At 73.1% G+C, this 12,355-nt stretch carries 10 protein-coding genes; 6 read left to right on the top strand and 4 right to left on the bottom strand.

Going from position 1 to position 12,355, the window contains the following annotated elements; genetic code table 11:
• Positions 1-102 precede the first annotated feature (102 nt).
• On the top strand, positions 103-4,011 hold the full coding sequence (gene hrpA / locus BLS56_RS00770) for an ATP-dependent RNA helicase HrpA (protein ID WP_091447044.1): 3,909 nt from the start codon (positions 103-105) through the stop codon (positions 4,009-4,011).
• Positions 4,012-4,038: 27 nt separating this feature from the next.
• On the opposite strand, the gene BLS56_RS00765 is transcribed toward hrpA, so the two are convergent.
• Entirely contained in the window at positions 4,039-4,962 is a 924-nt protein-coding gene (locus BLS56_RS00765; RefSeq protein WP_091447041.1) for a sensor histidine kinase, read from the bottom strand.
• A 223-nt stretch (positions 4,963-5,185) separates the two neighbouring features.
• On the opposite strand from BLS56_RS00765, the gene BLS56_RS00760 reads away from it, so the two are divergent.
• Positions 5,186-5,959: an ion transporter gene (locus BLS56_RS00760; protein ID WP_091447039.1), complete on the top strand. Its 774-nt coding sequence runs from the start codon at positions 5,186-5,188 to the stop codon at positions 5,957-5,959.
• Between the two features lie 63 nt (positions 5,960-6,022).
• Positions 6,023-7,159 (top strand): aminotransferase class V-fold PLP-dependent enzyme, encoded by a 1,137-nt coding sequence (locus BLS56_RS00755; RefSeq protein ID WP_175482594.1) that lies wholly within the window; start codon positions 6,023-6,025, stop codon positions 7,157-7,159.
• Positions 7,160-7,206: 47 nt separating this feature from the next.
• Here the strand turns inward: BLS56_RS00755 and BLS56_RS00750 are convergent, their stop codons facing one another.
• Complete coding sequence (locus BLS56_RS00750) at positions 7,207-7,446, bottom strand: hypothetical protein (RefSeq protein ID WP_091447033.1); 240 nt, start codon at positions 7,444-7,446, stop codon at positions 7,207-7,209.
• Positions 7,443-8,594, bottom strand: coding sequence for a S8 family serine peptidase (locus BLS56_RS00745; RefSeq protein ID WP_091447030.1), 1,152 nt, complete (start codon positions 8,592-8,594; stop codon positions 7,443-7,445). The genes BLS56_RS00750 and BLS56_RS00745 overlap by 4 nt, the downstream gene beginning before the upstream one ends.
• A gap of 184 nt (positions 8,595-8,778) precedes the next feature.
• Here BLS56_RS00745 and mshC point away from each other — a divergent pair, with 184 nt between their 5' ends.
• The gene (mshC, locus tag BLS56_RS00740) at positions 8,779-10,017 is read left to right on the top strand and encodes a cysteine--1-D-myo-inosityl 2-amino-2-deoxy-alpha-D-glucopyranoside ligase (protein ID WP_091448661.1); all 1,239 of its coding nucleotides are present in this window, start codon (positions 8,779-8,781) and stop codon (positions 10,015-10,017) included.
• Positions 10,018-10,062: 45 nt separating this feature from the next.
• Here the strand turns inward: mshC and BLS56_RS00735 are convergent, their stop codons facing one another.
• On the bottom strand, positions 10,063-10,983 hold the full coding sequence (locus tag BLS56_RS00735) for a PAC2 family protein (protein ID WP_091447027.1): 921 nt from the start codon (positions 10,981-10,983) through the stop codon (positions 10,063-10,065).
• A 146-nt stretch (positions 10,984-11,129) separates the two neighbouring features.
• Here BLS56_RS00735 and BLS56_RS00730 point away from each other — a divergent pair, with 146 nt between their 5' ends.
• Positions 11,130-11,825, top strand: a complete 696-nt coding sequence (locus BLS56_RS00730) for an HAD family hydrolase (protein ID WP_267463878.1) — start codon at positions 11,130-11,132, stop codon at positions 11,823-11,825.
• Positions 11,826-11,906: 81 nt separating this feature from the next.
• Complete coding sequence (locus tag BLS56_RS00725; protein WP_091447024.1) at positions 11,907-12,332, top strand: DUF3995 domain-containing protein; 426 nt, start codon at positions 11,907-11,909, stop codon at positions 12,330-12,332.
• Positions 12,333-12,355 lie beyond the last annotated feature (23 nt).

Genomic DNA, 12,355 nt, shown 5'->3' with positions numbered 1-12,355 from the left:
GCACGATGGGCAAGTGACGCGCGCTGTGTGAACGTTTCGTGGAGACGCCCGATCGGCAAACCGGATGAAGCGCCGGGCGGGCATTGCCTAGGCTGGAGGCAAATGAGCAGCACCGACACCAGCGCCTCCCTGGCCGACCTGCGCGCCCGTCTGCCCGAACTGATGCTGCGCGACCAGCGGCGGCTCGGCCGCAGGCTTGACGGCGCGCGCAAGACCCGCGACGAGGCCAGACGGCGCGCCACCCTGGAGAAGATCGCCGCCGAGATCGACACGGCCGTTGCCCGGGTCGAGGCGCGGCGCGCGTCGGTGCCCGCGCTGAAGTACCCGGAGGAGTTGCCGGTCAGCCAGCGGCGGGCCGACATCCTCGCCGCGATCCGGGACAACCAGGTCGTGATCGTGGCCGGGGAGACCGGCTCGGGCAAGACGACCCAGCTGCCCAAGATCTGCCTGGAACTCGGCCGGGGCGTCGCCGGGCTCATCGGCCACACCCAGCCGCGCCGGATCGCCGCGCGCACCGTGGCCGAGCGGGTCGCGGAGGAAGTCGGGACGCCGCTGGGGGACACGGTCGGCTGGAAGGTCCGCTTCACCGACCAGGTGGGCGACCGCACGCTGGTCAAGCTGATGACCGACGGCATCCTGCTCGCCGAGATCCAGAACGACCGGCTGCTCTCGCAGTACGACACGATCATCATCGACGAGGCGCACGAGCGCAGCCTCAACATCGACTTCCTGCTGGGCTACCTGTCCCGGCTGCTGCCCAGGCGCCCCGACCTCAAAGTCGTCATCACCTCGGCGACGATCGACCCGGAGCGGTTCTCCCGGCACTTCGGGGACGCCCCGATCGTCGAGGTCTCCGGCCGTACGTACCCGGTCGAGGTGCGCTATCGGCCGCTGGTCGACCCAGAGGACCCGGACGCCGACCCGGACCGCGACCAGACCCAGGGCATCCTCGACGCGGTGGACGAGCTGTGCGCGGAGGGGCCGGGCGACATCCTGGTCTTCCTCTCCGGCGAGCGCGAGATCCGCGACACCGCCGACGCGCTGGCCGCGAAGAACCTGCGCGACACCGAGATCCTGCCGCTCTACGCGCGGCTGTCCAGCGCCGAGCAGCACCGGGTGTTCCAGCGGCACACCGGGCGGCGCGTCGTGCTCGCCACCAACGTCGCCGAGACGTCGCTGACCGTGCCCGGCATCAAGTACGTGGTCGACCCGGGCACGGCTCGGATCTCCCGCTACAGCAACCGGCTCAAGGTGCAGCGGCTGCCGATCGAGCCGGTGTCGCAGGCCTCGGCGAACCAGCGCAAGGGCCGCTGCGGCCGGACCTCGGACGGCATCTGCGTCCGGCTCTACAGCGAGGGCGACTTCGACGCGCGCCCGGAGTTCACCGACCCGGAGATCCTGCGCACCAACCTGGCCTCGGTCATCCTGCAGATGAGCGCGGCCGACCTCGGCGAGATGGCCGACTTCCCGTTCATCGACCCGCCGGACCGCCGCCACATCGCCGACGGCGTGCAGCTGCTGCAGGAGCTCGGCGCGCTCGACCCGGCGGAGAAGGACCCGGCGAAGCGGCTCACCCCGCTGGGCAGACAGCTCGCCCAGCTGCCCGTCGACCCCCGCCTGGCGCGGATGGTCATCGAGGCGGACAAGGCGGGCTGCGTCAGCGAGGTGATGATCATCGCGGCCGCCCTGTCCATTCAGGACCCGCGCGAGCGCCCGCAGGACAAACAGCAGGCGGCGGCGGAGAAACACGCCCGGTTCGCCGACCCGGACTCGGACTTCGTGTCCTACCTCAACCTCTGGGAGTATCTGCGCGAGCAGCAGAAAGAGCTGTCCGGCAACAGGTTCCGCAGGCAGTGCAAGGCGGAGTTCCTGAACTACCTGCGCATTCGCGAGTGGCAGGACATCCACAGCCAGCTCCGCCAGGTGGCCCGCCAGCTCGGCATCACGCCCAACGACGTGCGCGCCGCGCCGCAGAACATCCACATCGCCCTGCTTTCCGGGCTGCTCTCCCACATCGGGTTCCGCGACCCGGCGGGCAAGGACTACTTCGGCGCGCGCAACGCGAAGTTCGCGGTGTTTCCCGGCTCGGCGCTGTTCAAGAAGCCGCCGCGCTGGGTCATGGCGGCCGAGCTGGTCGAGACCTCGCGGCTGTGGGGCCGCATCGCCGCCCGGATCGAGCCGGAGTGGGTCGAGCCGCTGGCCGCGCACCTGGTGAAGCGCACCTACAGCGAGCCGCACTGGGAGGCGAAGCAGGGCTCGGTGGTGGCCACCGAGAAGGTGACCCTCTACGGGCTGCCGATCGTGGTGGGCCGCAAAGTCCAGTATGGACGGATCGACCCGGAGATGTCCCGGGACCTGTTCATCCGCAATGCTTTGGTCGAGGGGGACTGGCAGACCCGGCACCACTTCTTCCACGACAACCGCAAGCTGCTCGCCGAGGTCGAGGAACTCGAACACCGGGCCCGCAGGCGCGACATCCTGGTCGACGACGAGACCCTGTTCCAGTTCTACGACGAGCGCATCCCCGCGGACGTGGTCTCCGGCAGGCACTTCGACACCTGGTGGAAGAAGACCCGGCGCGAGCAGCCCGACCTGCTCAACTACTCGAAGTCCATGCTGGTCAACGACTCCGTGGGGGAGATCGATGAGCGGGCCTTCCCGGACACGCTCCAGCAGCGCGGCCTCGAACTCCCGCTGACCTACCGGTTCGAGCCCGGCCGCGCCGACGACGGCGTCACAGCCAAGGTGCCGATCTCGGTGCTCAACCAGCTCGACGGCGACGCGTTCTCCTTGCAGGTGCCGGGATTGCGCGAGGAGGTCGTGACGGCGCTGATCCGGTCGCTGCCCAAGCCGCTGCGGCGCAACTTCGTCCCGGTCCCCGACTTCGCCAAGGCCGTCGTGCGCAGGCTGGGGGAGGCGGAAGAGTCGCTGCCCGACGCGGTGGGCCGTGAGCTGCGCGCGCTGACCGGAGTCGTGATCCCGCGCGACGCCTGGCAGCTCGACACCGTCCCCGACCACCTCAAGACCACCTTCCAGGTGGTCGACGGGGACAAGACCCTGGCCCAGGGCAAGGACTTGGGGGCGCTCAAGCAGCAGCTCAAGACCGAGCTGCGGGCGTCGCTGGCCGAGGCGACGGTCAACCTGGAACGGCGCGGGCTCACCGACTGGACGATCGGCACGCTGCCCAAGGTCGCCCGCACCGAGCAGAACGGCCTGGTCGTCACCGCCTACCCGGCGCTGGTGGACGAGGGCGCGACCGTGGCGGTGCGGATGTTCGACACCGAGCCCGACCAGCGCGCTGCGATGTGGCTGGGCACCCGCAGGCTGGTCCTGCTCACCGTCGCGTCCCCGGTGAAACAGGTCGTGCGCACGCTGTCCAACCAGGCCAAGCTCGCCCTCTCGCACAACCCGCACGGCGGCGTCCCGGCGCTGCTCGCCGACTGCGTCGACGCCGCCGCCGACCACCTGATCGCCCGCGCGGGCGGCCCGGCCTGGGACGAGGCCGGGTTCGCCCGCGTCCGCGAGGCCGTGCGCGCGGGCCTGGTCGCCACGACCCTGGACGTGCTCGACCGGGTGCGCAAGGTCGTGATCGCCTGGAACGACGTGCAGAACCGGCTCGCCCGCACCTCCGGCCCGATCTTCGCCGAAGCCATGTCCGACATCGGCGAACAGCTCGCCGCCCTGGTCTTCCCCGGTTTCGCCACCGCGACCGGCGTGCCCCGGCTGCTCGACGTGGAGCGCTACCTGCGCGGCATCGAACGCAGGCTCGACAAGCTGCCCGAACGCCCCGACCGCGACTCGGCCTGGATGCACACCGTCCAGGACCTCGAAGACGCCTACCACGAGCTGCTCGACCAGCTGCGGCCCAGCGCCCGCGAGACCGACCGGGTGCGGGCGGTGCGGTGGATGATCGAGGAACTGCGGGTCAGCTACTTCGCGCAGACCCTCGGCACGCCCGGCGCGGTCTCCGACAAGCGGATCATGAAGGCGATCGAGCAGCTCCGGCCGTGAGCGCGCCCGCTGGGGTGTCCCGGCGGCTCAGCGGCGGACGTGCAGGCGGACCACGGTGCCCGTCCCGGCCGCCGAGCGGATGCGGACCAGGTCGCAGAGCTGGTTCGCCAGCCACACCCCGCGCCCGCCCTGCACCGACGGCCGCGGCGCCACCCGGCCGACCATGGGCTCCTGGATGTGCCCGCTGTCGCTGACCTCGCACACGAACGCGTCGCCGTCGGTCCACAGCCGCAGGGTGCCGCGCTCGCCGCCGTGGCAGATGCTGTTGGTGACGATCTCGTTGGTGGCCAGGGTCAGGTCCAGCGCCCGGTCGCGGGGCAGGCCGAACGCGCTCGCCCGCACGCCGACCAGGTCGCGCAGGTCGGGCAGGTCGTCCAGGCAGAAGTGCACGACGTCGGACACCGACTCCGGGGCGGGCAGGTCGCCGCCGAACTCCGCGTGCGCGTGCTCGGGGTCGAACCGGACACTGATACGGCGGGTGCCCGCGTCCACCATGACCGGGTGGCTGTGCTCGGCGGAGCGCAGCACCGGCTTGGCCACGGCCGAGCCGTCGAACGCGCAGCGCAACCGGAACCCGGCGGTGTCCTCGAACGCCAGGTTCAGCAGCGACTCGTGCAGCAGCGCCTCGGCCATCTCCTCGGCGGGCCGCCCCAGCCAGGCCGGTTCGCTCAGCCCGCGCGTCGGCCGCCCGTCCGCCTCGTCGACCAGCCCGCGCAGCAGCGGGATGAGCCGCGCCGGATTGCGCCCGACGTCGGTCACGTCCAGGAACCGCACCTGCTCGGCGGCGTCGCCGAGCGCGGCGCGCAGCAGCGCGATGCCCGTTGGCGGCGCCAGCGCGAACACGAGTTCGCCCGCGCTCACCCCCGCGCGCAGGTATGGCACGGCGCCCTCGGCGAAGCCGGGCTCGTCGCGGTACACCAGAGCCTCGTGCGCGAACGGGGACGGAGCCAACTAGCCACCTCATAAGACCAGGACGCGGTAGACACTGCCGAGTTCAACCGCCTGCGACAGGACCCGCCGCACACCGGCGGGATCGTACCGGGCGCGGCGGGCCGGAAACCCCCTGCGGCTCGCCGTCGGCGACCACATTCACCCGCTCGCCGCATCGGCCGTGCCCGCGCGTCTCCCGCGGGCCGAGTGGCCTGGGCCGGGTCGGCCGTGAAAGGTTCCTTTCATGGTCATCTCCGCTCCCGCGCCGAAACGGCGGGTCAGCCTGGACGACTGGCTGATGCTGGCCCTGGCGCTGCTCTCCGTCGGACTGCTGGCCTACCGCGCCTTCTGGCGTCCGGCGGCCGAGGTTGCGGCGCTGATCGCGCGCGTCGACCTGGCGTTGTGCGCGGTGTTCGCCGTCGAGTTCCTGTGGCGCTGGCGGACGGCGGGCTTCACGCGCCGCTTCGTGTGGCTGAACTGGTACGACGTGGTGGGCATGGTCCCGGTGGCGCACCTGGCGTTCCGCGCGTTCCGCCTGCTGCGCGTGGTGCGGATCGGGATGCAGCTGACCCGCTTCCACCGGCCGGTCGACCGGTCGATGGGGGAGGAACTCGCGAACCGGGCCATGGGCCGCTTCGGCGGGGTGATCATCGACGTGATCAAGAAGCCGCTGACGGTCGCGGTGCTCGACGAGGTGGTGTCCGTGCTGCGCACCGGGCACTACGCGCGCAACATAGCCAGCGCGCTGGAGGAGAACCGCGTCGAGATCCGCGCGATGGTGCTGGAGAAGCTCAAGGACGACCCGCAGATCGGCAGGCTGCGGCGGCTGCCGTTCCACGACGAGATCGTCGGCGCGGTCTCCGACGCCGCCCTGCGGGTGGTCCTGGAGATGCTGGCCGACCCGCGCACCGACGAGCTGATCTCCGACCTGCTGCGGGAGAACATCAACCAGATCCGGGACGCCGTGCGCGCCGACGTCCACCGCAACCTGCCGGAACTGCCGCCGCCGGACCGCTGACCGCGCCCGCCGTCACTCGCCCGGCCGTGCCGGAGGGTCCGATCCGCTGCCAGGATGCGAAGGGTGACCTTCCATGACTCCAGGTTCGCGCTCGACCCCGACGTCCTGCACATGACTCCCGGCGCGTTCGGCGTGGCCCCGACGGCGGTGCTGGCCGCGCGGGCGGAATACCGGCGGCGGGCCGAGGCCAACCCGACGCGCTTCCACCGGGTCGAGTCGCCTGAGCTGGTCGAACGCGCGCGGCTCGCCGCCGCGGCGTTCCTCGGCGGCGGCTCGGTCGGGGACGGGGTGGCGCTGGTCCGCAACGCCACCGAGGGCGTCGCGACCGTCCTCGCCGCGACGCCGCTGGCCCAAGGGGACGAGATCCTGCTGTCCGAGCACGGCTATGGGGCCGTCCGGATCGCCTGCCAGGCCAAGGCCGACGCGGCAGGCGCGACGGTCCGCTCGGTCGACTTCCCGGTCGGCGCGGAGCCGGACGCGATCGTGCGGGCCTTCGCCGACGGGCTGCGGCCGACCACGCGCCTGGTGGTCGTGGACGGCATCAGCTCCGACACCGCGCTTTCGCTGCCGGTCACCGGGATCGCCGACGTGTGCCGGGCGCACGGCGCGCCGGTGCTGGTGGACGGCGCGCACGTGCCCGGCCAGGTCCCGGTGCGACCCGACCAGCTGGGCGTGGACTTCTGGGTGGGCAACTTCCACAAGTGGGCCTACGCCTGCCGGTCCACCGCGGGCCTGTGGGCCGCCCCGGCCTGGCGGGACCGGCTGCGCCCGCTGGTGCCGTCGTGGACCTACCCCGAGGGCTTCCCGCACTGGTTCGGCGAGGCGGGCACCAATGACCAGACCGCCTGGATGGCCCTGCCCGACGCCATCGCCTTCTGGCACGAGGCGGGCGGCTGGGCCGCGGTGGACCGCAGCGCCGCCCTGCTCGACAAGGGCGTGCGTGTCGTCGCCGAGGCGATCGGAGCCGACGGGCAGGCCAGCGCGCACCACGCGCCGCTGATGCGCCTGGTGGCCCTGCCCGCCGGGCTCGTCGCCGACGCCGCGGACGCCCGGCGCTACTACCTCGAACTCAGCGCCCGCGGCGCGGAGACCTCGATCGTGTGGCGGGACGGCCGGGCCTACATCCGGCTGGGCGCGGCCATCTACCAGCGCGAGGACGACTACCAGGCGCTGGCGGCCCTGCTCGCCGACGGCCGCTGACCAGTCGCCCGGTCGACGGCCCCTGCCGGAGGTCATTCCCGCCGGGATTACTGCACGTCGCTGTCCGGCGGGGGCAGGCGGAACGGCGCCGAGGCGGGCTCGACGCCGTCGACCCCGGCCACCGCCCGCAGATCGCCGATGGCGTCCGGAGCCGCCGTGCCGGTCACCGCGCCGATCGCGGCGAGCACGCGCTCGACGCGCATGCCCGCCGCTTCCAGGGCGGCGACCACCTCGGGCAGCCGCGCCAGGCCGTCGTCGTCGACGGTCACCGTGACCGGCTCGGTCACGGGGCCGCCACCAGGCCCGCGCCCACGTCGGTCGACGGCAGCGGCAGCCGCCGCGCCGCCTGGGCCAGCCGGGCCCACAGCTCCCAGGAGCGGGCCCCGGTGGCCTGGGCGATCAGCGCGGCCACACCGGCCACGTGCGGGGTCGCCATGCTGGTTCCGCTGATCCGGTTGTAGCCCTGCGGCTGCGGCCACGACGAGTACACGTCCACGCCGGGGCCCACGATGTCCACCGCCCCGATCTGGTCGACCGTGCCGCAGGAGAACCACGCCAGCGCCGTGTTCACGTCGGTCGCGCCGACGGCCAGCACCGACGGGCAGTTCGCCGGGTGCCCGACCGGGTTGATCTGCCCGTTCTGCCGCCGCGACTCGTTGCCCGCCGCCGCGATGATCAGCGTGCCCTGGGCCAGCGCGCGGCTCGCGACCCGCTCGTAGGTCCGCGAGTACGGCGTGCCCGGCCGCACGGCCGCGCCCAGCGACATCGACACGATCGGGCAGCCGTGGGACACCGCCCACGCGATGCCCGCCAGGATGCCGCCGTCCGTGCCGGACCCCTCGTCGCTGAGCACCTTGCCCGCGAAGATCTCCGCCTCCGGCGCCGCGCCGTAGCCCGGACCCGCCGCGGGGTCGCGCGGCCCGCACGCGGTGCCGATGCAGTGCGTGCCGTGCCCGTGCCCGTCCTGGACCGGCTCGCCCGCCACGAACGACTCGCTGGTCACCGCCCGGCCCGCGAAGTCCGGGTGCGCGAGGTCGAAGCCGGTGTCGAGGACCGCGACCCGGATGCCCGCCCCAGTCGCCTTGCTCACGTGCGCCCCGACCGCCTGCAAGCCCCAGGTGAAGGCGCTCTCGTCGGCCTGGCCCACGGGCGCGGCCTCGGCGGCGGCGCTGATCGCGTACACCCGGCGCTCCATTTCGACCTGCGCGATGGGCCCGACCTCGGCCGCCGCGCGGGTCAGCGCTCCCGCCTGGTCCGGGTCGGCGTCGACCACGGCGACGCCGAGCGTGCTGAACACCAGCCCGTCCGCGCTGTCCTCGGCGGGCGCGCTGATGCCCGCGAGCCTGCCCAGCGCCTCGGTCCCGGCCGCCGCCGCGTCGTCTTCGAGCAGCACCAGGTATCGCCCCGTGGTGTCGTCCTGCGCGGGATTCGTCATGTCCCAGCCCTTCGTCCGTTGCCACCGTTCGCTGCCACCACCTACAAGTGTGATCGGTCGTTCACAGTGGGTGTAACTGATGTCACACAAATGGCCCTGTGTGTGGCTGGTGCGGCCTTATTCCGCGCCGTCCACCCCGTGGCACGCCCGCGACCGGGCGAACCGGACGTTTACTGTCGAGGGCATGGAGACCTGGCAATCCCACCCGGTGCCGCGGGTGGCCGGCGCGCCCCGGCCGTTGCGACTGTTCGACACCGCGGCGGGGGGCGTGCGCCCCACCGCGCCCGGCCCCACCGCGACGATGTACGTCTGCGGGATCACCCCGTACGACGCGACCCATCTCGGGCACGCCGCCACCTACCTCGCGTTCGACCTGGTGCACCGCGTCTGGCTGGACAACGGCCACGACGTGCACTACGTGCAGAACGTCACCGACATCGACGACCCGCTGCTCGAACGCGCCGAACGCGACCACGACGACTGGGTGGTGCTCGGGATGCGCGAGACGGCGCTGTTCCGCGAGGACATGACCGCGCTGCGCGTGCTGCCGCCGAGGGACTTCGTCGGCGCGGTCGAGTCGATCCCGGAGATCGTCGAGGCCGTCGCGAAGCTGGTCGCCGACGGCGCCGCCTACCGGGTGGAGGACACCCAGTACCCGGACGTCTACTTCGACCACACCGCGTCCGGCCGCTTCGGCTACGAGTCGAACTACGACGAGCCGACCATGACCCGCTACTTCGCCGCCCGCGGCGGCGACCCCGACCGGGCTGGCAAGCGCCACCCGCTCGACGCCCTGCTGTGGCGGGCCGCGCGCGACGGCGAGCCGAGCTGGGACAGCGAACTGGGCCCGGGGCGGCCGGGATGGCACATCGAGTGCAGCGTGATCGCGCTCAACCGCCTCGGCATGGGCCTGGACCTGCAGGGCGGCGGGTCGGACCTGATCTTCCCGCACCACGAGTTCAGCGCGGCGCACGCCGAGGCGCTGACCGGGCAGCACCCGTTCGCCCGGCACTACACGCACTCGGCGATGATCGGCCTGGACGGCCTGAAGATGTCCAAGTCGCGCGGCAACCTGGTCTTCGTCTCCCGCCTGCGCGCGGACAAGGTCGACCCGATGGCCATCCGCCTCGGCCTGCTCTCCGGCCACTACCGCACGGACCGCTCCTGGACGACGGACGTCCTGGACGAGGGGATCGCCCGCGCGAACCGCTGGCGCGCGGCGCTCGCCGCCCCGGCGGGCGTGGACGCCGACCCGCTGGTCGCCCGGCTGCGCGACCACCTCTCCGACGACCTGGACACTCCCGCCGCGCTGGCCGCGGTCGACGCGTGGGCCGCGCAGACCCTCGCGGGCTCCGGCCACGACCGGGACGCCCCAGCCATTGTCCGGGCCGCCGTCGACGCCCTGCTGGGCGTCGCGCTCTAGCCGGGGCCGTGGGGGTCGCCGCGACGGCGACCCCCACGCCTGCCCTCAGATGCCCGCGGGGCCCGGCCCGGAGCCGCCCCGGCCGGAGCCGGGCCGCCGCCTGCGCAGGTACCGCTCGAACTCGGCGGCGATCGCGTCGCCGCTGGTCTCGTTGAGGGTGTTCTCCGCGTCGCCGCGCTCTTCGAGGGCGCGGACGTAGTTGCGGACGTCCTCGTCCTCCTCGGCCATCTCGCTGACCGTGTGCTGCCACTCCTCGGCCTGCTCCGGCAGCGCGCCCAGCGGGACCTCCACGTCGAGGATCTCCTCGACCCGGTGCAGCAGCGCCAGGGTGGCCTTGGGCGATGGCGGCTGCGAGACGTAGTGCGGCACGGCGGCCCAGATCGAGATGGCGGGCACCCCCGCGCGCACGCACGCGTCCTGGAGCACGCCAACGATGCCCGTCGGCCCCTCGTAGCGGGAGCGCTCCAAGCCGAAGCGGGTGGCCGAGGTCGCGTCGTAGGCGGTGCCGGTCACCGGGACCGGGCGGGTGTGCGGGGTGTCGGCGAGCAGCGCGCCCAGCGTCACGACCGTGTTCACGCCCAGGTCGTCGATGTGCTGGAGCAGTTCGGCGCAGAACTTGCGCCAGCGCATGTTCGGCTCGATGCCGTGCACGAGGACGACGTCCCGGTTGGACCCCGGCGGGCGGCACACGGAGAGCCGGGTCGTCGGCCACTCCACCCGCCGGGTGACCCCGTCCACCATCCGGACGGTGGGCCTGGTCACCTGGAAGTCGTAGTAGTCGTCGGGGTCGATCTCCAGCAGCGGACTCGCGTCCCAGGTGAGCTGGAGATGCTCGATCGCCGTGCTGGCCGCGTCCCCCGCGTCGTTCCAGCCCTCGAACGCCGCCACCATGACGGGGTCGACGAGTTCTTGCTGCTCGGCCGTGGGCTCGAGGTCGGCAGCCATCTGCGGGTCCGGATCGGTCACCGGGTCAGCCTACGACCCAGGCCCGACGGAAGGAGATCGTAGGCTTGGGACATGCCGGACAGCGCCGCGCCGACCCCCGCCGACCGGGTGGGAAAGGCCGCCGCCCGGCGACGGAGCCCCGATCCCCGACCGTGAGGACCACCCCCGTGACCGGACCGTCCGCTCTGGATGGCCTGCCCGCCGCCGTTCTCTGGGACATGGACGGCACCCTGCTCGACTCCGAACGGCTCTGGGACATCCCGCTGCGAGAGTTCTGCGCGAAGCTGGGCTCCCCGCTGTCCTCGGCGACCCGCGCCGCCATGGTCGGCAGCAACGGCCCGACCACCATGGCGCTGCTGTTCGGCGAGGCGGGCATCGTGCCGACCGACGACGACGTGCGGGAGGCCAAGGCGTGGATCGACGCCCGCATGGCCGAGCTGTTCTACGCCGAACTCGCCTTCCGCCCCGGCGCCCGCGACGCCCTGCGCGCGGTCCGGGCCACCGGCCTGCCCACCGCCCTGGTCACCTCCACCGAACGCGCCCTCACCGAGATCGCGCTGGACACCCTCGGCCGTGACTTCTTCGACGTGACCGTCTGCGGCGACGAGGTCGACCGGCGCAACAAGCCGCTGCCGGACCCCTACCTCATCGCCGCCGCCCGCCTCGGCGTCGACCCGGCCCGCTGCCTGGCGGTCGAGGACTCGCCCACCGGGGTCGCCTCGGCGGTGGCGGCGGGCTGCGTGGTGCTGGCCGTGCCCTGCGAGATCCCGGTCCCCGAGGGCGAACGCCGCGTCCTGCGTGACTCCCTGGTCGGCCTCGACGCCGTGCTGCTGCGCGAACTCATGGCGGCCGTCTCCTGCTGACCCGCGCTCATCGGCCCAGGGCAGGCCCTAAGGTACGGGGGCGTCCGGACACCGGGGTGCGGCGATGTGGGGAGGAAAGTCATGGCAGTGCTCGGATGGCTCGCGGCGGTGGTGCTGCTGCTGATCGCCGTGCTGCACCTGGTGTGGACCGTCTCGCCCTGGCCGCTGCGCAGCCGGGAGGAGTTCGCCCGGCGGGTGGTCGGGGTGCCGGAGGACAAGCTGCCCGGTCCCGGGCTGACCGCGCTGGTCGCGCTGCTGCTGGTCGCAGCCGCCTACCTCGTGGGGGCCAGGGCGGGGATCTTCGGGGCGTTCGGTCCGCCGTGGCTCGTGCCGACCGGCGCGGGAGTCGTGGCGGGGGTGCTGCTGGTGCGCGGCGTCGCCGGGTACCTCGCCTCGTCGCGGCGCGAGACCGACTTCGCCCGGCTCGACCTGCGGATCTACGCCCCGCTGAGCGCGGGCCTCGGGCTGCTCTGCGGGATCGTCGCGGTGGGTGGCGGCGCGGGGTGACCCTCGGTGGCGGCCCGGCGCGC

The sequence above is a fragment of the Actinokineospora iranica genome, from assembly GCF_900101685.1.
GTDB lineage: Bacteria > Actinomycetota > Actinomycetes > Mycobacteriales > Pseudonocardiaceae > Actinokineospora > Actinokineospora iranica.
This window is presented reverse-complemented; position numbering and strand designations above follow the sequence as displayed.

What these genes read in the sequence shown, in the direction of transcription:
- hrpA (WP_091447044.1), top strand. Translation starts at nt 103, where the DNA reads ATGAGCAGCACCGACACCAGCGCCTCCCTGGCCGACCTGCGCGCCCGT.
- BLS56_RS00760 (WP_091447039.1), top strand. Translation starts at nt 5,186, where the DNA reads ATGGTCATCTCCGCTCCCGCGCCGAAACGGCGGGTCAGCCTGGACGAC.
- BLS56_RS00745 (WP_091447030.1), bottom strand. Translation starts at nt 8,594, where the DNA reads ATGACGAATCCCGCGCAGGACGACACCACGGGGCGATACCTGGTGCTG.
- mshC (WP_091448661.1), top strand. Translation starts at nt 8,779, where the DNA reads ATGGAGACCTGGCAATCCCACCCGGTGCCGCGGGTGGCCGGCGCGCCC.
- BLS56_RS00725 (WP_091447024.1), top strand. Translation starts at nt 11,907, where the DNA reads ATGGCAGTGCTCGGATGGCTCGCGGCGGTGGTGCTGCTGCTGATCGCC.